Below are 24,213 nucleotides of genomic sequence, written 5' to 3' on the forward strand. Positions count from 1 at the left end.
CATGATTTTTTAGAACATAGTTTTCATTATATCGCTTTTTGTGCTTAATGTAATGACGTTTAAGTAATTTATTATTAATTAAGGTAGGTAGAATTTTATGAGATCACATATGGTTAATCGAATCATCAATCGATACTTACTGCACAATCGTTCAATAATGTTTGATAATGATTCAGATTTCGATAAGTTCATGGATAAAAGAAAAGATATTAATCAAGCGAAGCATAAGCAACCTTCAAGTTTAAATGTTAAATCTAATTTAGATAAGTTGTCACACGATGATATGCAAGTATTTAGATTTAATTTTCGTCATGAAACAAAAAAGAAAATTCTCTATATTCATGGCGGTTATAATACGTTACAACCCTCACCATTTCATTGGAGATTTATGGACAAACTTGCACTTAGTACGCTTTATGAAGTTGTGTTGCCAATTTATCCTAAAGCACCAGAACACCATATTCAAGACACATTTAAAGCAATCGATGGGATATATCAATCTTTATTAGAAGAAGTGGATGCCAAACATATCGTTATTATGGGAGATGGTACTGGGGGGGCATTAGCACTAAGTTACGTTCAACAACTTGTGGCTAATAATCAACCATTACCTAATAAAGTTTATTTACTTTCACCAATGTTGGATGCAACATTGACTAATCCTGAAATTACTGAGGATTTAAGCAATAAAGACCGTTTCGTCAACAAGGATGGCTTACAACGTATATTCAATGTATGGACGCAAGGAGAAGCACTAGCTAATCCATTAATATCACCAATTTATGGACAAATACACGATTTACCACCTATCGTTATATTCGGTGGTGGCAGAGAAATTTATCATCCAGATATGAAGCGTTTTGTATATAATTTGGAGGAAAAGGGACAACCAGTTCAATTCTTTGAGTATCCGAAAATGTTCCATGATTTCCCTTTATTCCCTATACATGAGTCACACAAAGTAATTAAACAAATTACTAAGACGATTGATGCATAATTAACATACAACAAAACATAGTTTGATAAAAAAAGTACTCTAAGTCTACTTAGCAGATATCACGTAGGTAATTGAACTGAGAAGGGCATTTAATTGGTCATTCTCAGTTCTTTTTGTTGAAGATGAGTCTTCGTCTTCTGTCACTTCATATCATGAAATATGAATAACTTCTTTGTTCGAAATTTTTAAATTAAATTTTGAACTTTAGTTATAACCGTTTGTTGACCTAAGTTATGATAATAATTGTCGATGGCTTGTGACAAATCTATTTGAGATACATCTTGTTGATTTAACAAATTCACTAAATTCGAAGATAAGTTCGCAAATTGACCTGCATAGTCATTTAATAAACGTTTCAAAACTTCTTCATTTTCCTCTGATGCAACGATATTTTGTAATGCTTCAATAGCTTGTTTCTGTCCTTGATAATAACTAATATTAAATGCTCTTTTAAGCAATTCCTGACTGGGACCATTCATAAATAATTGTTTAGCACTATTGAGTTCTATTAAGTTTACTTTAAGCTCATCATTTAAATCATATAATAATTCTAAAAGTTGATTGCGAAATTGTGATACCATTTTTAGTTCTCCTTTTTAGGTATTCCTATTTGATGACCTAATTGTTTAGGCCAATCATTAGTACCTTGTTGATTATAATAATTAGCAATGTTTTGATGATAATCACTTGGAAAAGGAGCAGACTTACGTTTGTTACTATCAATTCCCATCATGATAACTTCGTTAGTTGCAGCAAGTTCATCTTCATCTGTATAAAGCATTAAAAAGAAATGTACACGCTTATAATCATAATCATAGATATAAACTTCGATTCGGTAAGTTGAATTGAGTGATAACTCTGCTAGGTACGTCGTATGTTCTTCTAAAGTGAACATTGTGTATTGAAGTACCTCACGTTCCTTTAAAGAAAGTCCATGCGTGTAGTTAAATTCATTTACAGCTTCACTAAACACTTTATTATATTCTGAGTCATGCATGTGATTGTTATGATCAATTTGATTTGCTTCTACCACTTTATTAATAATTACAGGATTACTCATTACTAAAGACCTCGCTCATATATTGATAGTTCTATTTTACTAAATAAAAATAACACATACACATGATTTAATTCATGGTAGAATGAAAGACGTATGGTTGTGTAGGAGGTAAACGTAACAATGACTATGACAATTCGATATCAAACTAAAAATCAATCGCTCACTCAAGTTGATAGTGTGAAGGAGATTCCTGAAACAGCAACAATTGTATGGTTTGATTTTGAAAATGCAACACAAGCAGAGAATGATTATTTAATAAGTCAATTTGAATTTAACTATTTAGAGTTAGAAGACGCCATTACAGGTGTGCCACGTGTAAAATATAAATCCTATGAATCATATCAATATTTAGTATTTCACAGTATGTACAAAGATGATTTTTCTCCAATTTCTTTAAATGTATTTTTAAGTGAGAAAGTACTTGTTACATATCACCACAAACATTTTGAATCGTTAAATGAAGTGGCTAAAATGAATGCACAACATCATGAACCAGACTTGGATTGTGCAGATATAGTGATACATATTTTAGATATGATGGTTGATAAATATTTTGAATTCGTTTATACAATTGAGGATAAAACATATAACTTTGAAGATGCACATGTAGATGATACTCAAAGTAAAAAAATAATGGATAATGTTTTTCAAATTAAATCTGATTTAATCAAAATTAAAAGGGTATTATTCCCTATGCAAGAATTAGTTAATACAATTAAAACTGAAGGTAATTTGATTGTAGATAGTAAGCATTCGATGTATATTCAACATATCGATGACCATCTAATAAAGCAAAATAATATCATAAGAACATCACAGGAGATGGCTAATGAAATAAGAGAAAATTTCGAATCTTATTCATCATTTCGAATGAATAGTATCATGCAAGTATTAACATTGGTTTCAGTCATATTCTCACCTTTAACATTTATTGCAGGTGTCTATGGCATGAATTTCGAATATATGCCAGAACTTAAATGGCAATATAGTTATCCAATTTGTATGATCGTCATGTTAATTATAGCTATTGCATTGATTATCTTTTTCAAAAGAAAAAAATGGTTCTAATATATTTTGAAACTTTATTAATTTAAGCAAAGGTAGGTACAAAGATGAGTGACTTTCAAAGAGAACAGAGGAAAAATGAACATGTTGAAATAGCAATGGCTCAAAGTGATGCACCTCAATCAGACTTTGATCGAGTAAGATTCGTGCATCATTCAATCCCTAACATAAATGTAGATGAAGTAGACTTAACAAGTCGAACAACAGATTTTGATATGACATATCCAATTTATATCAATGCGATGACAGGCGGCAGTGAATGGACAAAACAAATTAATGCGAAACTTGCAGTTGTCGCTAGAGAAACTGGATTAGCAATGGCTGTAGGCTCTACACATGCCGCTTTGAGAAATCCTAAAATGGCGGAATCATTCAGTATTGCACGTCAAACCAACCCAGAAGGTATAATTTTTAGTAATGTTGGTGCCGATGTTCCTGTAGATAAAGCCGTAGAAGCGGTTAGTTTATTAGATGCACAGGCTTTACAAATTCATGTGAATGCACCACAAGAACTTGTGATGCCTGAAGGAAATCGTGAATTCTCGACTTGGTTAGATAATGTAGCAGCTATTGTTCAACGTGTTGATGTTCCAGTTATTATTAAAGAAGTTGGCTTCGGCATGAGCAAAGAACTATATAAAGATTTAATTGATGTTGGTGTTACATACGTTGATGTAAGTGGTAAAGGTGGAACAAACTTTGTCACAATTGAAAATGAGCGTCGTTCAAATAAAGATATGGATTATCTTGCAAATTGGGGACAGTCAACTGTAGAGTCATTGCTTGAAAGTTCTGCTTATCAAGATTCACTTAATGTCTTTGCTAGTGGTGGTGTACGTACTCCTCTAGATGTTGTTAAGAGCCTAGCATTAGGTGCTAAAGCTGTAGGTATGTCTCGACCATTTTTAAATCAAGTTGAAAATGGGGGCATTACGACAACGATTGAGTATGTTGAGTCATTTATTGAACATACGAAATCAATTATGACAATGTTAAATGCACGAGATATTAGTGAATTAAAACAAAGTAAGTTCGTTTTCGACCATAAGTTAATGTCATGGATTGAACAACGTGGTTTAGACATTCATAGAGGGTAATATTGAATAGGTTATTCAACCATAATTCGCATTAATAAATTACACAAATAAAGCAAGTTGAGAGTTTGGACTCCCAACTTGCTTTTTTATAATGCCTAATATAAAACTTTAGTTTCCAAAAATATTCATAAAGCCCATAACGATAGGTACACCTGCTAAGTCAATTAAGAAGGCTCCAACTATAGGAACGACAAGATATGATTTTGGTGAACTACCATATTTTTTAGTAATTACATCTAAATTTGCCATCGCGTTTGGTGTAGCCCCTAAACCATGACCTATAAATCCACCAGCCATAACAGCGGCATCATAGTCTTTACCAAGCACTCTAAATAGTATAAAGAATGCAAATAATGAAATGAATACGACTTGAACTAAAACGATAGCGATAAGAGGTAATGCAAGTGAATACACTTGAGTAAGTTGAATACTCATCAGTGCTAGTGCTAAGAATAAGCCTAGAGCCACATCACCAATTTGATCATTCAGTTTCAAATCGATGAGTTGTATGTTCGCATATTCTGATACATTTCGAATTGCAACTGCTACAAACATTGAGCCTACATACATAGGTAAACTTTGACCAGTTAAATTAGAAAATTGATCGCCTATCCATGTACCTACTGACATGCACAGTGCAATGATTGTTAATTGGATAAAAAATACTTGTGTAGGTTGATATTTACGATGTAGCACTTCGTTAGATTCAACTTTACTATAATCTTTAAACGAGTCATCGCTATTTTCAGGTTTTAAGTTATAGCGTTTAATAAGTGCCTTTACTAAAGGTCCACCAACTAATCCACCAAATACTAAGCCTAAAGTTGCTGCTGCAAGTGCAGCTGTGATAGCTGAATCAATATTAAAACTTTCTTCGAGCGTTTTACCATAAGCCGCTGCATTCCCATGTCCTCCTTCCATTGACATTGAACCAGCTGTTAAACCTAACAATGGTTTAATATGTAATACTTTAGCTAATGAGATACCAATGAAATTTTGACATATTGCCAGAAATGCACAACATACAAAGTAAAGTATTAATACCTTTCCACCAATTTTAAATAATTTAAATGATGCACCTAATCCAATGGTAGTGAAGAATACCATCATGAAGAAATCTTGAATAAAGCTAGCATCTAATTTAATTTGAATAATATTTAAAGTATCTAAGACTGCAACTAGAATTGCAAATAATAATCCTCCTATAACGGGAGGTGGTATACAAATTCTTTGTAAAAATGAAACGTGCTTGACGACGAATTCACCCAGTAAAAATAAAAGACAGGCAAGACATAGTGTTGTGACCGCATCTATTTCCATTTTTATAGCCCCCTTTATAAACGAGTTAAAAATTTTAAATAGCACTTCTTGTAAGCGCTATAAATCCCCATATATAACATTATACATATAAAAATTATAGATTTCTAGGATAGGTATTATGGTTTTTATATAATACGAAATTTTAATAATTTTATAAAAAGATAAAAAATTAATTGGAATATTAATTTGTAATATCCATGAAAATAGATTTGTTGATATTAAACAATTTAGAAATAGTTATAAAGGCCAATTCTAAGTAATAAAATTTCTAGAATGTTTAATTTCTTTATTTCCAAGTTTCATCTGGATTGAGGCAGTCTGATTTACGTATATGTGACACAAATGGATTACCTTTAACCGTGTATCGTAGCGGTTTATTAGTCCAGTCGCCTTTATTCGGTATGCCAATTCTAGCACTTTCAACAATATCCCTAGGGTATTTACGATGTTTAGTATCAATGGATAAGCGACAATCATTCAATGTGGCGCCATCAATTGCTCTAGGTATATTAAATGCTTTTGTCCATTTTCCGGGTCCGTTTGTTAATTCATATCCTGACTTATTACGATTATGTTTCATCATTTCAATGCCATCTAAAGGTTCAATAGCTCGAATCAGTACTCCTTCAGGGACACCTTCGTTTTGAGTTACGAAATTCACTAATAGATGTGTGTGCATCACATGTCCGTAAATGGTGCCGCCTCTTTTATAAAGTGAAGTCACTTTTGGCGTTTGCTTACCTCTAAATCCATGAGCTGCTCGATCTGTAAAACCTAAATAAGCTTCTGTTTCAACAATATAGCCACTATACGTTTGAAATTCGTCTTCATATATGACTTTGACACCTAATAACGCTTTAGCGGTTTCAGTCGTTGGTCTTGATACAAAATCCACATGAACACCTTCTTCCTCTTGAAAATTTAATAACTGATAATTAAAGCTGATGCTTAGACTGGTATAACACGATTAAAATATATTATGATTGCAATTATAATTGAAATTAACCAAGAATTTAAAGACTTAAATATAAGTGTCATATATATTTGACTATGTTGGCATTATATCGTTATGATGAATAATATGGGATGTTGAAAGAAGTGTGGAAATATGAATAAAGTTAAAGTTTATCGTGGTGTAAAGAAGATTTCGCAATTAGAACTTGCACGATTAGTTGGAGTATCACGTCAAACCATTAACATGATAGAGAATAATAAATATAATCCGTCATTAAAATTATGTATTAATATAGCTAAGACGCTAGGTGTTACTTTGAATGATTTATTCTGGGAGGTAGAGAATGACTAAAAATGATGAAGCTTTGCAAGTAGAAAAAATTACATTGCAAGCTAAACTTGGCATTTTAAGTTTAAATTTCCTATGTGCCATCATTGCTTTTGCAATGTTCAACGACTTGCAACGGCAATTTCTTTCACCATTTTTTATCGGTAGTTTATTACTTTTAATTGTTATTGTTTGTAAATTAACAATTCATTCAGAAACAGTTGATGATATTCATATTTATGTACATGACTTTAGCGATAAATCAAAACTAAATCGTCATTCTAAATTAAAAAGAATTGTTTATCTTATTCTGTGGATAGTTTATTTGGTTCTCATCGCTAACATAGTAACACCGAACATTAATCATACAAGTAACTATGAATGGGTGTTTGAACCGAGTTGGCTTATTTTAGGAGTAGGTGTAGTTGTCGCATTATGTATGTTTGATGATAAGCGAATTAAATATACAGAAATGGATACACCTACCATAGAGAATCGTGGTGCGTTACCTAAAGGCGTATTAAATTTAATCCCAAATTATAGATATGCAGATGAACAACAGAAATTAGTCATATTAAAAGTACATGCGACTAATTTCATTTGGATAACAATCGGATTAACTATTGTGTGTATCGTTGATGTAATCATCGAATTAATCTTGCATCAAATGCCATTGGCTGCTTATATTACAATCATATTCATTGTTGTTGAATTATTGATTCTCAAACTTAAAAACAAACAAATTCGCAGCACACTTCATGAATAAATGTTTTACGCAAACGCTGTCTATTAAAAATTTTAATAGAGAGCGTTTTCATTTTTTAATTTATATAAAATCTATGGAATATTAATAAAAAAAGTGTAACAATATGTATGTGAAAAAGTCTGTGCTTAAATTTAAAATAGATAAAGGTATCATTGCATTGATACAATGAGGATAACTTTATTACAAGTTGGAGGTCATTTCAATGCTTTATTCAATCTTTATCTTTTTATTAGCAGGTCTCTGTGAAATTGGTGGTGGCTATCTAATTTGGTTGTGGTTAAGGGAAGGACAATCAAGTTGGTTGGGATTTATAGGTGGCGTCATATTAATGATGTATGGTGTCATTGCAACATTCCAGTCGTTTCCAACTTTCGGTCGTGTTTATGCTGCTTATGGTGGCGTGTTTATTGTAATGAGCTTAATTTGGGCATATATTGTCGATAAACAAGCACCTGATAAGTACGATTTAATTGGAGCATGCATATGTATTATTGGTGTATGCGTTATGATATTACCGAGCAGAACCTGATTAAGCGTGTTTAAGAGGGAGACGTAAGTAATGATAGTTGAAGTAGAAAAGCAAAGACATGGTATTGACTTAATTAAAATTGACAACGATGAAACCAATATTGTATTCACAAATTTCGGTGCGCGCATCGTATCATGGAAGTACCATGATAACAACATTGTATTAGGCAATAGAGTTGAAGCGGATGAGTTTTATCCATCAAATCCGTATCATTTCGGTGCTACTATCGGTCGCTATGCTGGACGTATTGGAAATGCCAAATTTCATTTGAACGATGAGGAATATCAATTAGAAGCTAATAATAACGTACATCACCTTCATGGTGGTAGTAATGGTTTAGATAAAAGACTTTTTAATTACGACATTCAAGATAATATCACGAATATTAAGGTTACTTTTACAGTTCAACTAAAGTCAATGGAAGATGGGTATCCAGGGGATATGACTATTAAAGTGATACATACTTATGACGTCGAACACCGTTGGACAGTAGAATATGAAGCAAAGACAAATCGAGATACATTATTTAATCCAACTAATCATGTTTATTTTAATTTGAATAGAGACAATAATGTTATAGATAATCATAAAATTAAGAGTGAGCAATTAAATATGTATCCAATTGATCGAAACAATCTTATTGAAAATACTAGTTCAATTGATTTGTTAGCTATTTTTAAAACAAACAGTATATCTTTTAGTGATATTTTTAACTCTGATAATGAACTACTTAAAGAGCAAATTGGTTCAAGAAATGGATTAGATCACCCTTTTGATGTTGGAAATCAACAATTTTTCATTGAAAATGATGAGTTTCAATTAGATGTTACGTCATCTATGCCAAACGTTGTCATCTATACATTTAATGATACGAAAGATTGGGATAGTGATTTTAATATTTATAAACCAAATTCAGGTATATCCCTAGAAACACAATTTTTACCTAATGATATTAATTTGTATGGTAATAAAGCAAACTCTATTTTAAAAGCTAACGAGCATTTTTATTCTAAAACAACTTATCATATATCAGAAAAATAAAGTAAAAAACATTAAAGCGGGTAGATCGTCAGTACGATTTATCCGCTTTATATTATGCTTAATAGAATTTAGTTCATTGCATTATCATATAACTTTTGTAATTTAGCTAAACGCATTTCAAATAAATATGGATTTTGTAGCGCATACTTCAGTCGGGATACATTTTTGCGATCATTATAGTAAATATCATTAAGCTCTTGTACAGAAAGTCGAGTTGCTTCATCTGCCAACTGAATTAATTCTAAATCATCATCTTGATCTACATATCCTTCTTGTAACACTCGAAAATAGAAGCCTGTTTTTCCACTAGTAGACATTCTTTTAACTAAGTCTTTTATACCGTACTTTGTTTGAATTTTCCAACAAGGTTCTCTTATTTCAGATACCTCTAAAATTGCTTCACCTAAACGATATTGATTTCCAAAGAACACGTCTGATTCATCTAAATTTTTCAAAGTTAAATTTTCATCAAACATTGCGTAATTAGGAATCGTATTTAAATCATTTTTATACATTTGATAATGAGATTTGCTAAAACAGCATACTGCTTTATGTGGACCACCATGGTCTTTATATGCCTGTTCATCCTCAACAAATCCAGTTCTTGATAATCACATTGTTTCAGAAATAGGAGATTTATTCAAAGCGGACAACATTTCTCTCTTTTGACCGTAATCTAATTGTTTAATTTGTCCTACTGAAATTGCACATACTGAAATCATATTAATTGCCCCCCCCTTAATTAAGGTGTTAAGAAAAATTTTACTATATTAATAATTAAAATATAAGAAAAATGATAAAATAATTTCCGATATTGAACTAGGTATTTGTTTGAACGTCATGTAAAATAATGAGTGAGTATATTTGAAAAGGGGTCACAGTTAAATGAAAGATTCTAAAGAACTTAAAATCATGACAGTAGATGATGCTGTAGCTCAAATTGAAGATAATATGGTGCTAGGAATTGGAACGGGTAGTACCATTGAATTTCTTATTCCAAAGCTCGCTGAAAGAATTCACAAAGAACAATTAAATATCACTGGCGTGTGTACTTCTAATAAAAGTGCATTTATTGCAAAAAAACTAGATATTAATGTTGTTGATATCAATGATGTTGGTTATGTTGATTTAGCAATCGATGGCGCTGATGAAGTGGATGTTAATATCAATTTAATTAAAGGCGGTGGTGGAGCACTATTTCGCGAAAAAGTAATAGATGAAATGGCTCATCGTTTTGTAGTTTTAGCAGATGAAAGCAAGCTCGTAAATTACTTAGGTGAAAGTTTTAAACTGCCAGTAGAGGTGGATAAGTTCAATTGGTTCCATATCGCTAAAAAAATTGAAGCTTATGATGATATTATCACAGAGCGTCGAATGAGTGATGATGTTCCATTTATAACGGATAATGGCAATTACATTTTAGATTGTCAGTTAAATAAACAGATTGATCCATATCAATTTCATGAGTATTTAATTCATCTAACAGGTGTCTTAGAAACTGGATATTTTTTAAATATAACAGATCAAGTTATAGTAGGTACACAAGATGGCGTTAAAATCATAAACAAATCTAACTAAAATAAATAAAAATAAGCCAGAAAATGAACTAAGAAAGATTCATTTTCTGGATATTTGTATGTGCACTTAGCCTTTAAAAGAAGGCGTAATATAAGCTTTATTTCTCAGTTTTGTGACTAGATGTATCTTTCATTTGATCTATTTCATCCTTAGCATCATCAACTACAGATGAACGTCTATCTTCTTTATAAGATGTGTTCTCTTTAAGTTTTTCATTTGAAGAATCAGTTTGATTCTCAGACTGTGATTTAAGTTCAACATGATCTTCATTAAGTTGACTCTCAGTGAAGCTGTCTTTTTTATCATTATGTTCATGATCTTCAGACTTTGTTTCATTTGAAGTAGTTGTATCGTCATCATTCATATGGTCTAAATAATTATTAGGTTCAACTTCATCAAGTGAACGATTAGTTGTTTTATAAACAATAAATCTAATAATTAAACTTAAAATGATAAAGACAATGCCCACTAACGTCGTACTTAATGCGATAACTTTCATTGAGAATAGGTCGCCAGTTTCTTCACTAAATAAGAACACTTGTGCAAATGACATTGATGCATGGAATACGAGAGCGATATATATCGTATGTCCTTTAGTTGCACGTATGAGTTCACCAATAATAATTGAGAACATGAAAGTATAAAGGAAATGGTATCCCGCATATTCCATTCCATATGTCGTATTAGCGGCCCATATAGAATAAATTAAACCGACAATGATTGAAGAGAAAAATGTATTGACTTTATTTTCTACAATATTTTGTAAATAAGAACGGAATCCAAACTCCGCAAAAAATGCCATTAAAATATGACCAATAATAATTGTAGGAACTGATACAGATAAATCAGTTGCTTGTAATAAAATAAAACTATCGGCAAATGTGTTAAAACTAAACATGCCAATCATGAAAATAACTAGCGGTAAAATCAATGCTAGTAATATACGTTCAATGACTCTAATATCAACTGAAAACTTTAATCCAGCTAATTGAGTACGTTTATCTTTAAATGCAATAATACAAACAATTGCTGCGATAAACGGTGCAAGATCAGTAATATCAAATACAAAACGTTTAATACCTACTGATGCTTGAAAATCTCGTAGGATTAATGATAGCGCCATCGTGACAACGAAGAATACGAAGATAGTTAACGCCCATTGAAATCCTGATATACGATTCGACTTCATTTATGTAACCTCCATTAGGGTAACCGTAAAAACTCTTTCTTTAATATTATACATATTACAAGGCCATAAATAAATTGTCCATTTTAAATATCATTAAAATGTAATAGTCTTGAATTATTTTTATATGATTGAAAACAATTTTTAATGTCTTAAATTAATTTGAAAAGGGTAATCATAAATATAAACAAATGGTAACGATAAATCTCATTATGATGTAAGATAATGCTATAGAGTAAATAAATAGGGGGCAACATAATGTATACACAAGGTAATCCAAAACTATGGACTGGTCGTTTGGATAGTGAAACAGATCCTAAACAGTTTAGACATTTTCAAACAGTAAAGTTCGCTAATTTGGAAAATATGGAAAACGTAAGTGATAAGACAGGTGTTGGTCTCTTAGGATATGCCGTGGATAAAGGTGTTGAAAACAATAAAGGTAGAATCGGATCAAGGAAGGGTCCAGATATCATAAAACATGAATTCGCGAAACTTCCAGATTTAAGTGAATGCGAAATGTTGATTGATTACGGTAATGTTGAACATACAAGTAATCATCTTAGAGAAACGCAACAAGAGATGGCACGATTGTCTGCTAAGGTTATTAAGCAACATAAACAGGCTTTTTTAATTGGAGGTGGCCATGATATTGCATATGCACAATATTTGGCTACTAGAGAAGTCTATTCAGATGCTTCAATTGGAATTATCAATATTGATGCTCATTTTGACACACGTCCTGATGAGCCACCTACATCTGGCACTATGTTCCGAGAAATTTTAGATAATGATGAAAATGTCGATTATCTAGTTTTAGGCTTGGCTCAAGGTGGTAATACGCGTGCTTTATATGATTATGCAAAAGACAATAATATTATTTATGTCTATGCGGACGAACTTTTACATCAAGTGTCACCGACTATTAAAGATAAAATAGAAAGATTTATTCATGACCATGATACGATTATGTTTACCATATGTATGGATGTTATTGACAGTGCGTTCGCGCCTGGTGTAAGTTCACCTAGTGTATTAGGATTATATCCTCATTCAGTATTTGAAATAAGTAAGCGTGTAATATTAAGCGATAAGGTATCATCAATTAGTATTGCAGAAACTAACCCAGACTATGATGTTGATAATCGTACGTCAAAGTTAGCGGCGAATTTAATCCATCATTTCCTAGTTTAAAAAGTAGAATTAAATTGTCGTATATGACTCTGAAAATGGAAGATGACTATAATCCCTAAAATTAAATTCAAACATGAAAGAGTAGAACGTTGAATTTGCGTTGAATTCTGTTCTACTTTTTTAATTACTTTTAATTGATAGAAAAGTTTGACAATTATGTTACGATATAAATAATTAGGGAGGTAATGGATGGTGATGAAGCGGTTAAGTTATAAGCAGCAATGGCTTGGAGAAATCTCGCAAAATATAATGGCAGGTATCTTAATGGGTTTAGCACTACTCCCTGTAGCTATAGCCTTCTCATTTATTGTTCATATCAGTCCAACGATAGGGTTAATGAGTTGTGGATTAATGATGCTATTCATTAGCTTTCTTGGAGAACGAATAAGTATGGTGTCTGGACCAAGTAGTGGTATTTCGATAGTGGGTGCACCACTAGTAGAACAATACAATATTCATTACTTAATTATGGCCACGCTTATAATGGGCATCATTCTAATTATATTTGGCATGTGTCACATAGATAAGATCCTTAATCATATTCCAGATACTGTTGTTATTGGCTTTATGAATGCATTGGGTATTCTATTACTTACAACGCAAATAAAATATATTTTTGGTATAACTACTGCGACTTATTTAGTAGCAATCGCTACATTTCTAATAATTTATTTATCTTCAATATTTATTCGATTTATGCCAGCTCCGCTTATAGCTATAATTGTGGTGACTATAGCAAGTTATTTTCTTAAACCGAATGTTCAACTAGTCCACGATTTAGCAGAAATTCGACTTACCTTTCCTAAAATTTCTGTTTATACAGAACTTTTAAACTTACATGCATTAAGTATTATTACTTTATATGCATTAACCATGTCTATTATTTCCGTAGTACAAACAAATCTTACAAATGAAATGATGGATGTAATTACACAAAGTCATTCCAATAAAGATCGAGAAGTCATTGGTCAAGGGTTAGCTAATTTGATTGTCGGGTTATTAGGTGGATATGGTTCAAGCGCCTTAGTAGGTCAATCAAAATTTAATTTTAAAATGGGTACTACTACTCGATTAGCCACATTCGTTACAGGTTTATTTCTTCTCTCATGCGTCGTTATTTTAGGTCCGATTGTAGGTTTTATTCCTATGGCAGTGTTGGCTTCGGTATTAATTACAATATCATTGAATACATTTGATAGACGCACGTTTAAACATTTAAAAGAAGCACCTATAAAGCATAGTATCGTAATGTTCATAACGATTATTTTAATATTAATGTCACACAATTTAGCTATAGGCGTCGTTATAGGCACACTTATTTATTATGTCATTCACTTTATTTTTACAAAGAAAGGAAGACCGTCGCTATGACAACTTACAATGATTATGTTAAATGGAGACGTACATTTCACCAATTTCCAGAAGTATCTCAGAAAGAATATGAAACAACTAAGCGATTAAAACGTATATTAAAAGCTTATGAAATAAAAATAATAGATTATCCTTTAGAAACAGGGCTTATAGCTGAAATAGGACATGGTGAACCTTGTATTGCTGTTCGTACAGACATAGATGCTTTACCAATTACAGAGCAAGTTGAACATGAATTTACCTCAACAAATGAAGGTGTGATGCATGCGTGTGGTCATGATATTCATATGGCAAGTATTCTAGCCATTGCCACAAATTTAAAAGAACAAGAAGATAAGATTAAAGGTCGCGTGAAATTTATATTTCAACCTGCAGAAGAAACGGGATATGGTGCCAAAGCGATTGCAGAGACAGATGTATTAGACGATGTTAAAGCGATATTAGGTTTCCATAACTATCCAACTTTAAATATTGGAGAATTTGCAATTAAATCTGGACCAATTACATCGGCAGTAGACCGTTTTGAATTTAAAATTCACGGTAAAGGTGCACATGCTGCTAAACCAGAACAAGGTAATGATCCAGTCATGGTACTTGGTCAATTAATAACAAGTTTACAAACGATTGTAAGTCGAAATATATCAGCTTTTGATAGCGCTGTAGTAACTATTGGAGAAGTATCGTCTGGAAATACATGGAATGTGATTGCTGACCAAGCATATGTCCAAGGTACAGTGCGCTCATTTAAGCCAGAGGTTCAAAATTATATAGAACAACGATTTAAAGAGATTGCTAAAGGATTAGAGCAACTGTTCAATGTCGATATAGAAGTTATATATACTAAGCTGCCAGGAACAGTTTTTAATGATGCATACTTAACTGAGCAAGCTAAGGAAGCTGCTCAAAAGGTGGGTTATCAAATCATAGAATTAGAGAATCCATATACTATTGGGGAAGATTTCTCTGGCTTATTGGCTAACCATCCAGGGGTATTTGCATTTATTGGTTCTAATAGTAAATACGATTTACATCATCCAAAGTTTGATCCAGATGAGCGTATACTTGAGAAGGTCCCTGAGTACTTTATAACGTTGATTTATCAATTGCTTGACGACACAGCATTTAATTAATAATCGATGTTCCATTTAAGAGTTTGATTTGTGTAGCTATATTACAATTTTTAAAATGTGATTTAAAAAGCATGACGAACGGGTAAACAGACACTAAACATGTTTCAGGAGATGAGTAAATAATGGGTGCACAAGATCCAAGAACAAAATTTAAAACATCTGATTATGAAAAACAAGAACAAGAACTACCTGGACTTCAATCTGAACTAACACCACAACCTGACTGTGGTGAAACATCGTATGAAGGTCATAACCGATTGTTAGATTATAAAATGCTTGTAACAGGAGGAGACTCAGCAATAGGACGTGCAGCAGCGATTGCATATGCCAAAGAAGGGGCAGACGTTGCAATTAACTATCTTCCAAGTGAAGAACAAGATGCTCAAGAAGTTAAAGCTGTCATTGAAAAGGCAGGACGTAAAGCTGTATTAATACCTGGAGATATTCGTGATGAACAATTTAACTATGATTTAGTTGAACAAGCGTATAAAGAATTAGGTGGTTTAGACAATGTAACATTAGTAGCAGGCCATCAACAGTATCACGATAAATTAGAAGAGTTCGATACACAATCTTTTAAAGAAACGTTTGAAACAAACGTATATCCAGTATTCTGGACAATTCAAAAAGCATTGGACTATTTACAACCTGGTGCATCAATCACTACAACATCATCCGTTCAAGGTTATAATCCAAATCCATTGATTCATGATTATGCAGCATCAAAAGCAGCGATTATTTCATTAACAAAAAGTTTCTCTGAGCAATTAGGGGAACAGGGTATTCGCGTTAATTGTGTTGCACCTGGTCCATTTTGGTCTCCACTTCAAATAACAGGTGGTCAACCACAATTAGCGATTCCCCAATTTGGTCAAGATACGCCATTAGGTAGAGCTGGACAACCTGTAGAGCTTTCAGGCACATATGTATTACTTGCTTCAGAGGAATCAAGTTATACGACTGGTCAAGTTTTTGGCGTCACAGGTGGCATCCAAATCAATTAAATATCTCAGAATATAAATCCAACGCAAGGGTTTCAAAAAAGACTCTTGCGTTTTTATGTTGAAAGGAGTGGATTACAGTGAAACACATTGATCCTAATCAACTATCAGATATCCAAAATTATAAACTATTAAGTGGTTCAATCATACCAAGGCCAATAGCATTTGTTACATCTTCTGATATCGAAGGAAATATAAATGCTGCGCCATTTAGTTTTTTTAATATAGTTAATAATGCGCCACCTATGATTGCTATTTCGGCACAGAGAGCAGGAGGAAAGCGTAAAGATACGGCAATTAATATAGAAAACGGCCAATCATTTGTTGTTCATGTTACAGATGAAGATAATGTTGAGGAAATTAATAAGACCGCTGCATCTATCAATCCTAAAGATAATGAACTTGATTTAACAGAACTCAACACCATCTCATCTGATCTGATTGATATTCCAGCTATAAAGGAAGCTAAAATTAGATTTGAATGTCAACTTGAACAAATGATTTTATTAGGCTCTGAAGATGATGGTGCTGATTTAATTATTGGAAAAATTGTTAAGTACCACATAAAAGATGATGTATATTTTGGTGATAGTAAAATTGATGCGAAACAATTAAAACCAGTAGCCCGTTTAGCAGGTAATGATTACGCTAAATTAGGTGAGCAATTTACAATTGAGCGTCCAAGTAATTGATAATTTAGACATTAACTATGGTTTTAATATGTAATTTTCATAAAATTTTATTGACGGTATGACAGTAATCTTGTAACTTTAATAATAAAATTATTTTTATAAAAGAAAGTAGGTTTAGTATGGAGGAACAAAGAAAAGGCAATGCATGGGCGTTACTTCCATTATTATTATTTATTGCATTGTTTTTAGGTGTAGGTACCATTACAGGTGATTTCACTAATATGCCTTTAAATGTAGCTATCACGATTACTGTTATTGTTGCTTTAATAATGAATAGGAAAGAAACATTTGCTAACAAAGTTGAAGTGTTTACAAAAGGAGCAGGTCATTCCAATATCATTTTAATGGTATTTATATTTATATTGGCTGGTGCTTTCTCAACTACCACTGAAAAAATGGGCGGTGTTGAATCAACAGTAAATCTAGGTTTATCATTGATACCTCAAAATTTAATCATCGTTGGATTATTTGTAATTTGTATGTTTGTGTCAATTTCAATGGGTACCTCTGTAGGTACAGTTGCTGCATTAGCACCTGTTGGATTTGGATTTGCGCAGGCAACTGATATTCCAGCAGCGTTAGCAATGGGTACTGTTGTAGGTGGTGCTATGTTTGGCGATAATTTATCGATGATTTCAGATACTACCATAGCTGCTGTTCGAACTCAAAAAACAAGAATGAAAGATAAATTTAAAGTGAATTTTTGGATTGTACTACCTGGAGCAATATTAACAATTATTGTCTTATTCTTCCTTACTAACGGTATCTCAATAGATCACTCTAAAAGCTATGATTATAATTTAATTAAGGTAATCCCTTATGTACTAGTATTAGTATTAGCGCTCGTAGGGGTAAATGTAATCATTGTATTAATCGGTGGTACGTTATTATCAGGTGCTATTGGCTTATTTGATGGTTTTTTTGGTTGGAAAGGATTACTAAATGCAGTATCAGAGGGTATTATAGGTATGGAAGACATTGCAATCATAGCAGTGTTAATTGGTGGTTTAGTTGGAATTATTCAACATAATGGTGGAATTGAATGGTTATTAAATTTTGTTCGTTCTAAAGTTACAACTAAACGTGGTGCTGAATTTGGTATTGCTGGTTTAGTGAGCGCAGCTGATATTGCAACAGCTAATAATACAATTTCAATTATTATGTCAGGTCCATTAGCCAAAAATATTGCAGATGAATATGATGTTGATCCACGTAAATCTGCAAGTTTATTAGATATATTTGCAGGGTGCTTTCAAGGTTTTTTACCTTATAGCCCACAAGTGATAGCTGCAGCTGGCGTTGCAAGTATATCACCATTTAGTGTAATGCCTTACTGCATTTATTCATTTTTATTAGGGATATGCGGCATTATAGCTATTATATTAAGATACCCTCGTGTTAAAGCTAAATCTTAAAGTAAAGACAAATAACAATAATAGACTTATAATTAGCATGTTTAATAAGAAAAATTAAAATAATTAAATATTTTAATAGTTCAAAGTTTGGAACTGTATTGAAATGCGTTAAAATAGATATAAGAGTGAAAGTAGGTGAAACAAGTGGCAAAGTATAATGTTGAGAATGAACATGTTGAAATTCATATCGAACGTTTATTAAAATACTCACCAGAATTAGTATACCAAGCTTGGACGGATGCTGATTTATTAAAACAGTGGTTTATGACATCTCAACGTACGAATAAGTCAATTGATGTAGATATGACTGAAAGTGGCTCATATCGCATAGTTGATTCACGTAATGGACGACAAAATATTATCCAAGGTACGTATCAAGAACTCGTTGACAATGAGTATATAAAAATGACAATTGGTATGCCTGAATTAAGTGATCAAGAGGATGTCATTGAAGTTGAATTTGAAGAGCGTGAAAACGGTGGCACACAAATGTTTTTCTTTTATCAGTCATTAGTTGAACGTGAACGACGCTTAACAACATTAGAATACAAACAAAAGAAAAAGGAATATCACGATTCTACTGTTCACGGATTAGAATTAATGTTTGATAAAATGCATCAAATACTTGAACAATATGTAGAAGACAATAATCTATTAAAATAAAAACTTAGGCCTTTGCGTGAATTCACGTTATCAGTCTAAACTGAGAAAATTTGATATCAATATTAACAAATATCTAGTTATTCTTACTAAGGTGGATACCCCAACAAGGAGAGTTTACAAAGACAATCTCCTTGTTGGGGTTTTGATGTGTTAATAATTAATCAGTACCGATATTTAGTTGCGATAAAGATTAACTGAGTTCACCGTTATCTTTACGTTCATTATATTTTCTGAGTAAAGTTTCAAAAAAGATATGATAACTAATAAAACTTGAATAGTCTGTACCATCGTATAAATAGAAAGTATTACTTGATACATAAACGTTATAGCTCGCTTTTTGGGCTAATGAATTATCTTTCATTGTTGTAACTGAGATAAAATATTTTTGGCGTAATTGAAGTAGGTTTGTAACGTCTGTGAGTTGGTGACTCTCACCAGATAGAGAAATAATAAAGAATAAATCTTCATCAATCGAACGATTCAGTACCATTTTTAACTCATGAACGTCATGTAACACGATAATATTTTTATGCATCGTTAATAATATTCGCTGAGCTTCGTCCGCAACATTTTTCTGTGCACGACCAGTACCATATAAGTAGACGGTAGACGCCTGGTTAAGTTTATCGGTAATCAAATTATAATCAATACGATCTAAATAGCTAAGTGTTGTCTCTATTTCCTGTTTAAAAGCATCCATCGAATCTTTAGGTAGTTGACTTAAATGTTCACTTTCAAATTTTAAATAGGATTTAAAGTCACTATAACCATCAAATCCTAACTTTCGTGTAAATCTATGAATGGTAGCGTTAGATGCATGAGTGTATTGTGAAAGTTCGTGTATCTTCAAAGTTTTACATTGATTTACGTGCGTGTTTACAAAGTGTGCAATTTGTAGGTCATTATCATTTAACTTGTCAAAATTGGCATTTACTTTTTCATCTAGTAGCACAAAGACACCTCTTATTCTTCCCTGAAAATATTTTCATGTATAGAAAACATAAACTTATTATACAAAATTATTTCAAAATCGGTCAACGTCATTGTATAAGTGTAAGCGTTTACTATAATAGATATTAAGAAAACGCTTTTATATGTACGATATATTTAAGTACAACATAGAAAGATTTGGGGGTTAAATTATGAACGCTATTAAACGTTTTGGGAGTGCAATGATTGTTCCCGTATTAATGTTTGCATTCTTTGGGATAGTATTAGGTTTTGCAACATTATTCAAAAATCCTACCATCATGGGTGGATTAGCAAATGATCATACATTTTGGTTTAAATTTTGGTCTGTAATTGAATCAGGTGGTTGGGTTATCTTCAATCATATGGAAATCGTATTTGTGGTTGGATTGCCTTTATCTCTAGCTAAGAAGGCCCCTGGTCATGCGGCTTTAGCTGCATTGATGGGCTATTTAATGTTTAATACCTTTATCAACGCTATTTTAACGCAATGGCCACATACATTTGGTGCTAATTTAGAAAAAGGTGTAGAAAATGTAACTGGATTAAAAGCGATTGCTGGTATTGAAACTTTAGATACTAATATTTTAGGTGGTATCATTATTTCTGCCATTGTGACATGGATACATAATCGTTTTTATAGTAAAAAATTACCAGAGATGTTAGGTGTATTCCAAGGTTTAACATTTGTTGTAACAATTTCATTCTTTGTTATGTTGCCAATAGCTGCAATTACTTGTGTCGTTTGGCCAACAATACAAAATGGTATTGAATCAATGCAACATTTCATTATCGCATCAGGCTACATCGGTGTTTGGTTGTATCATTTCTTAGAACGCGTGTTAATACCGACTGGTTTACATCACTTTATCTATGCACCAATTGAAGTAGGTCCGGTTGTTGCAAAAGACGGACTTAAAGCAGAATGGTTTAGACATTTAAATGAATTTGCTGAAAGTAGTAAACCGTTAAAAGAACAATTCCATTACGGTTTCATGTTACAAGGTAACGGTAAAGTGTTTGGTGCTATCGGTATCGCATTAGCAATGTATTCTACAACTCCTAAAGCTAATCGTAAAAAAGTTGCTGCGTTATTAGTACCAGCTACATTAACTGCGGTAGTTGTTGGTATTACTGAACCTTTAGAATTTACATTCTTATTTATCGCACCTTACTTATTTGTTATACATGCATTATTAGCAGCGACAATGGATACAATTATGTATGGTTTCGGTGTTGTTGGTAACATGGGCGGTGGATTACTTGATTTCATCGCGACGAACTGGATTCCGTTAGGACAAAATCACTGGCTAACTTATGTAGCTCAAGTTGTTATAGGATTGATTTTCTCAGGTATCTATTTCGTTGTATTCAGATATTTAATCTTGAAATTTGATATTCCATTACCTGGACGTCGAGCTGAAGAAGAAGTTAAATTATTCTCTAAAAAAGATTATAAAGAGAAAAAAGGCGATGGAAGTACTGACAATTCTGGATTCCAACCTAGCAATGAATATGAAGCGAAAGCACATTATTATTTAGAAGGATTAGGCGGAAAAGAAAATATTAAAGACGTTACTAATTGTACAACACGTTTACGCCTAACAGTTAATGATGAAACAAAAGTTGAAGATAGTGGATATTTCACTCATGAACAAATGTCGCACGGATTAGTTAAAAGCGGTAAAAATGTACAAGTCGTTGTTGGAATGACTGTGCCCCAAGTACGTGAAGCATTTGAACATTTAGTTTATGATGATAGTGATAAAAAATAATTAATCAATATAGAGTCTGTGACATTATGTTCATGGACAAGTGAAAAAGACAATTTCTAATGAAATAACATAGAAATTGTCTTTTTTTATAATTGTTTTAAAGATATGTAACTTGTTGAGATGCTATATTTCTTATAATTGATGCCAGTAATACAAATGTAAGTTTGCTTAACAAGACTTTATATTGAGAAACTACTATTTAAACAAAATAAAAAAATGAGAAAATACTATAAGTGTATCTTCTCAGATCAGTAAGTTAGAGCAAATTAGATATGTAGCTTTAAATATATTCAATTACAATCTCACGAATGTAACTAAGATATATTTGCTTTATGCATCGCACGTGTTTTATAAGATGCTGAAAGAATATCAATATTTCTACATGCAATAGTTTGTAGTAATTTACTAAACGTTTCAGGTGCACAACATACGCTTGCACAGTTGTTGTTTAAAGTATATTTAATTTCATAATTATTTGAGAAATAAGTCATAATATCAATGACTTTATCTTTTATGAATGCATCTTGGAGGCCATCAATTGCTAAGTCGAAACGTTTAGAAGCTTGATATGTTTGTTCAGTATCTAATAGCGTATTTAATCGTTTAGGAGATAAAATCTGATAAATTGAAAATTGGTAAAAACTAAAAAAACTAATGAAATATGGAAGTTGTTGCTTAGGTAAGCTAACTTCTAAAACTGGTATATCGTCGTGTTTGATTATTGAATATTGAAATGAATCGCAAAATTTAACGTCTTTACAGACTTTGATTAAATGTTTTCGAGTTGATCTAGATTTTAAACCTACAATGTTGATAATGTAAGTTTCAAATTTGTCTAACAACATGCAATGACCTCCTATATTTATTTAACGTATGTAAAAAGCATTTAGCTTTAAAGTTCCCTAATAAAGTACACCGTTCTTTTATACACACTGATTGTATCACTCTTTTTTGATATTATCACTAGGACTTTTGAATGAACTTCGATTTAATTATTTTGTAATATAAACGTAACGATAATTAACATGAAATAAATATGAAAATGTTGATTGTTTATTAGTTGAAATGTGTTTAGTAAGTTCATTAGTGAAGTGTGAAAATCAAATATTCATATGATAAAATTAGCAATAATTGTAGTTATTAAAGGAGCAAACTTATGTATAAAGCTGTAGTATTTGATTTCGACGGTACAATTATAGATACAGAAAAACACCTATACGACATTATTAATAAGCATCTTTCCTTTCATGGTGTGAAGCCTGTTTCACTGGAGTTTTATCGAAGCCATATAGGAGGACACGCTCAAGGTTTACATGACTATATTGAGCAACAGATTGGTTTAGAAAAGAAACAAAAAATATATGATGAGCATAATGATACGAGCCATGAACTCGACATTATTGATACAGTTTCTTCATTAATGAAATATTTGAAACAACGACACATACCTATGGCGATTGCAACAAGTAGTTATAGAGAAGAAATTATGCCTACAATAAATGCTTTGGGTATCGATGAGTATGTCGATGTTATTGTTGGAAGAGAAGATGTCGAAGCGGTTAAACCTGATCCAGAACTTTATCTAACGGCTGTTCAACGTCTAAATTATTCACCGGCGCATTGCTTAGCTATAGAGGATTCAGCAAATGGCGCAACAGGTGCTATGAATGCTGGATTGGATGTAATAATTAATACTAACGAGATGACAGAAGCACAAGATTTTTCTGCCATAACTTTTGTAGGTAAAGATTTAAGCTTTGAGCAAATAAAAAATCGTTTCTTTGAACCAAATAAGGAGTAAACTTATGTCGTGGCAAATTATCCTATTCTTTTTAGCAGGTCCTATTATAATAGGCATAGGAAATTTAGTTTTAGGTCCAATATTTAGCAAACATATACCATTTAAAGTTCAAATGCGTTCTTTCTTAGTTGGAACAATGATCTATTTACTTTTAGCTACTATTGGATATTACTTATTGTTGCAAGGAAGAATTTAGATTACGTAGTATAGTTTAAAAAAAGAGAGGGAAAAGGGTAGGAACATTGAATAATATTCCACTGCCATTCCATCTCTTTTTTTAT

The 24,213-nt window shown here is 32.1% G+C and carries 25 protein-coding genes and 1 pseudogene; 18 read left to right on the forward strand and 8 right to left on the reverse strand.

From position 1 onward, the window contains the following. The first annotated feature begins 97 nt into the window (after positions 1–97). Entirely contained in the window at positions 98–997 is a 900-nt protein-coding gene (locus tag EQ029_RS03020; RefSeq protein WP_011275033.1) for an alpha/beta hydrolase fold domain-containing protein, read from the forward strand. Positions 998–1,182: 185 nt separating this feature from the next. Here EQ029_RS03020 and EQ029_RS03025 read toward each other — a convergent pair whose 3' ends face one another. After that, positions 1,183–1,578, reverse strand: coding sequence for a hypothetical protein (locus tag EQ029_RS03025; RefSeq protein WP_011275034.1), 396 nt, complete (start codon positions 1,576–1,578; stop codon positions 1,183–1,185). 2 nt (positions 1,579–1,580) lie between these two features. Continuing rightward, positions 1,581–2,057 (reverse strand): thioesterase family protein, encoded by a 477-nt coding sequence (locus EQ029_RS03030; protein ID WP_011275035.1) that lies wholly within the window; start codon positions 2,055–2,057, stop codon positions 1,581–1,583. A 120-nt stretch (positions 2,058–2,177) separates the two neighbouring features. On the opposite strand from EQ029_RS03030, the gene corA reads away from it, so the two are divergent. Both corA and fni read left to right on the forward strand, forming a co-directional pair. Continuing rightward, positions 2,178–3,125 (forward strand): magnesium/cobalt transporter CorA, encoded by a 948-nt coding sequence (gene corA, locus EQ029_RS03035; protein WP_011275036.1) that lies wholly within the window; start codon positions 2,178–2,180, stop codon positions 3,123–3,125. A gap of 44 nt (positions 3,126–3,169) precedes the next feature. After that, positions 3,170–4,219, forward strand: a complete 1,050-nt coding sequence (fni, locus tag EQ029_RS03040) for a type 2 isopentenyl-diphosphate Delta-isomerase (RefSeq protein WP_016931136.1) — start codon at positions 3,170–3,172, stop codon at positions 4,217–4,219. A gap of 108 nt (positions 4,220–4,327) precedes the next feature. Here fni and gltS read toward each other — a convergent pair whose 3' ends face one another. Next, positions 4,328–5,539 carry a sodium/glutamate symporter gene (gene gltS, locus EQ029_RS03045; RefSeq protein WP_053030515.1) on the reverse strand — a complete coding sequence of 404 codons (1,212 nt, stop codon included), beginning with the start codon at positions 5,537–5,539 and terminating at the stop codon, positions 4,328–4,330. A gap of 286 nt (positions 5,540–5,825) precedes the next feature. Further along, entirely contained in the window at positions 5,826–6,434 is a 609-nt protein-coding gene (locus EQ029_RS03050) for a DNA-3-methyladenine glycosylase (RefSeq protein ID WP_037558657.1), read from the reverse strand. Between the two features lie 213 nt (positions 6,435–6,647). Here EQ029_RS03050 and EQ029_RS03055 point away from each other — a divergent pair, with 213 nt between their 5' ends. The 4 genes from EQ029_RS03055 to EQ029_RS03070 all read left to right on the forward strand — a co-directional run bounded on the left by EQ029_RS03055 (position 6,648) and on the right by EQ029_RS03070 (position 9,157). Then, on the forward strand, positions 6,648–6,845 hold the full coding sequence (locus tag EQ029_RS03055) for a helix-turn-helix transcriptional regulator (protein WP_037558655.1): 198 nt from the start codon (positions 6,648–6,650) through the stop codon (positions 6,843–6,845). Then, a complete protein-coding gene (locus EQ029_RS03060) occupies positions 6,838–7,587 on the forward strand; it encodes a hypothetical protein (RefSeq protein WP_037558652.1) in 750 nt (249 codons plus the stop codon). The genes EQ029_RS03055 and EQ029_RS03060 overlap by 8 nt, the downstream gene beginning before the upstream one ends. A 202-nt stretch (positions 7,588–7,789) precedes the next feature. After that, positions 7,790–8,116 (forward strand): YnfA family protein, encoded by a 327-nt coding sequence (locus tag EQ029_RS03065; RefSeq protein WP_011275042.1) that lies wholly within the window; start codon positions 7,790–7,792, stop codon positions 8,114–8,116. Between the two features lie 30 nt (positions 8,117–8,146). Then, positions 8,147–9,157: an aldose epimerase family protein gene (locus EQ029_RS03070; protein WP_037558647.1), complete on the forward strand. Its 1,011-nt coding sequence runs from the start codon at positions 8,147–8,149 to the stop codon at positions 9,155–9,157. Positions 9,158–9,225: 68 nt separating this feature from the next. On the opposite strand, the pseudogene EQ029_RS03075 reads toward EQ029_RS03070, so the two are convergent. After that, positions 9,226–9,879: pseudogene (locus EQ029_RS03075) on the reverse strand (MOSC domain-containing protein). Positions 9,880–10,042: 163 nt separating this feature from the next. On the opposite strand from EQ029_RS03075, the gene EQ029_RS03080 reads away from it, so the two are divergent. Further along, positions 10,043–10,735, forward strand: coding sequence for a ribose 5-phosphate isomerase A (locus EQ029_RS03080; RefSeq protein ID WP_037558646.1), 693 nt, complete (start codon positions 10,043–10,045; stop codon positions 10,733–10,735). A gap of 97 nt (positions 10,736–10,832) precedes the next feature. Here EQ029_RS03080 and sdpC read toward each other — a convergent pair whose 3' ends face one another. Further along, entirely contained in the window at positions 10,833–11,924 is a 1,092-nt protein-coding gene (gene sdpC / locus EQ029_RS03085) for a peptidoglycan release complex CPBP-like subunit SdpC (protein ID WP_057504787.1), read from the reverse strand. 255 nt (positions 11,925–12,179) lie between these two features. Here sdpC and hutG point away from each other — a divergent pair, with 255 nt between their 5' ends. The 7 genes from hutG (at position 12,180) to EQ029_RS03120 (ending at position 19,387) form a co-directional block, all read left to right on the forward strand. Beyond that, on the forward strand, positions 12,180–13,115 hold the full coding sequence (gene hutG, locus EQ029_RS03090) for a formimidoylglutamase (RefSeq protein ID WP_011275047.1): 936 nt from the start codon (positions 12,180–12,182) through the stop codon (positions 13,113–13,115). Positions 13,116–13,304: 189 nt separating this feature from the next. Next, the gene (locus EQ029_RS03095) at positions 13,305–14,486 is read left to right on the forward strand and encodes a SulP family inorganic anion transporter (RefSeq protein ID WP_172458782.1); all 1,182 of its coding nucleotides are present in this window, start codon (positions 13,305–13,307) and stop codon (positions 14,484–14,486) included. After that, the gene (locus tag EQ029_RS03100) at positions 14,483–15,616 is read left to right on the forward strand and encodes an amidohydrolase (protein WP_037558641.1); all 1,134 of its coding nucleotides are present in this window, start codon (positions 14,483–14,485) and stop codon (positions 15,614–15,616) included. The genes EQ029_RS03095 and EQ029_RS03100 overlap by 4 nt, the downstream gene beginning before the upstream one ends. Positions 15,617–15,738: 122 nt before the next feature. Beyond that, the gene (locus EQ029_RS03105; protein WP_016931129.1) at positions 15,739–16,620 is read left to right on the forward strand and encodes an SDR family oxidoreductase; all 882 of its coding nucleotides are present in this window, start codon (positions 15,739–15,741) and stop codon (positions 16,618–16,620) included. 77 nt (positions 16,621–16,697) lie between these two features. Beyond that, a complete protein-coding gene (locus EQ029_RS03110; RefSeq protein ID WP_057504786.1) occupies positions 16,698–17,309 on the forward strand; it encodes a flavin reductase family protein in 612 nt (203 codons plus the stop codon). Positions 17,310–17,428: 119 nt separating this feature from the next. Continuing rightward, on the forward strand, positions 17,429–18,724 hold the full coding sequence (locus EQ029_RS03115) for a Na+/H+ antiporter NhaC family protein (RefSeq protein WP_057504785.1): 1,296 nt from the start codon (positions 17,429–17,431) through the stop codon (positions 18,722–18,724). Positions 18,725–18,868: 144 nt separating this feature from the next. Further along, positions 18,869–19,387, forward strand: coding sequence for an SRPBCC family protein (locus EQ029_RS03120; RefSeq protein ID WP_011275054.1), 519 nt, complete (start codon positions 18,869–18,871; stop codon positions 19,385–19,387). A 190-nt stretch (positions 19,388–19,577) separates the two neighbouring features. Here EQ029_RS03120 and EQ029_RS03125 read toward each other — a convergent pair whose 3' ends face one another. After that, entirely contained in the window at positions 19,578–20,339 is a 762-nt protein-coding gene (locus tag EQ029_RS03125; protein ID WP_011275055.1) for a MurR/RpiR family transcriptional regulator, read from the reverse strand. A gap of 190 nt (positions 20,340–20,529) precedes the next feature. On the opposite strand from EQ029_RS03125, the gene EQ029_RS03130 reads away from it, so the two are divergent. Continuing rightward, positions 20,530–22,131, forward strand: a complete 1,602-nt coding sequence (locus EQ029_RS03130) for an alpha-glucoside-specific PTS transporter subunit IIBC (RefSeq protein WP_016931125.1) — start codon at positions 20,530–20,532, stop codon at positions 22,129–22,131. 314 nt (positions 22,132–22,445) lie between these two features. Here the strand turns inward: EQ029_RS03130 and EQ029_RS03135 are convergent, their stop codons facing one another. Further along, on the reverse strand, positions 22,446–22,976 hold the full coding sequence (locus EQ029_RS03135) for a hypothetical protein (RefSeq protein ID WP_057504784.1): 531 nt from the start codon (positions 22,974–22,976) through the stop codon (positions 22,446–22,448). Positions 22,977–23,287: 311 nt separating this feature from the next. On the opposite strand from EQ029_RS03135, the gene EQ029_RS03140 reads away from it, so the two are divergent. Together EQ029_RS03140 and EQ029_RS03145 are read left to right on the forward strand one after the other, a co-directional pair. Next, positions 23,288–23,932, forward strand: coding sequence for an HAD family hydrolase (locus EQ029_RS03140; RefSeq protein WP_011275058.1), 645 nt, complete (start codon positions 23,288–23,290; stop codon positions 23,930–23,932). A gap of 4 nt (positions 23,933–23,936) precedes the next feature. Then, positions 23,937–24,128, forward strand: a complete 192-nt coding sequence (locus EQ029_RS03145; RefSeq protein WP_011275059.1) for a hypothetical protein — start codon at positions 23,937–23,939, stop codon at positions 24,126–24,128. Positions 24,129–24,213 lie beyond the last annotated feature (85 nt).

The sequence above is a fragment of the Staphylococcus haemolyticus genome, from assembly GCF_006094395.1.
In the GTDB taxonomy this organism is placed as follows: domain Bacteria; phylum Bacillota; class Bacilli; order Staphylococcales; family Staphylococcaceae; genus Staphylococcus; species Staphylococcus haemolyticus.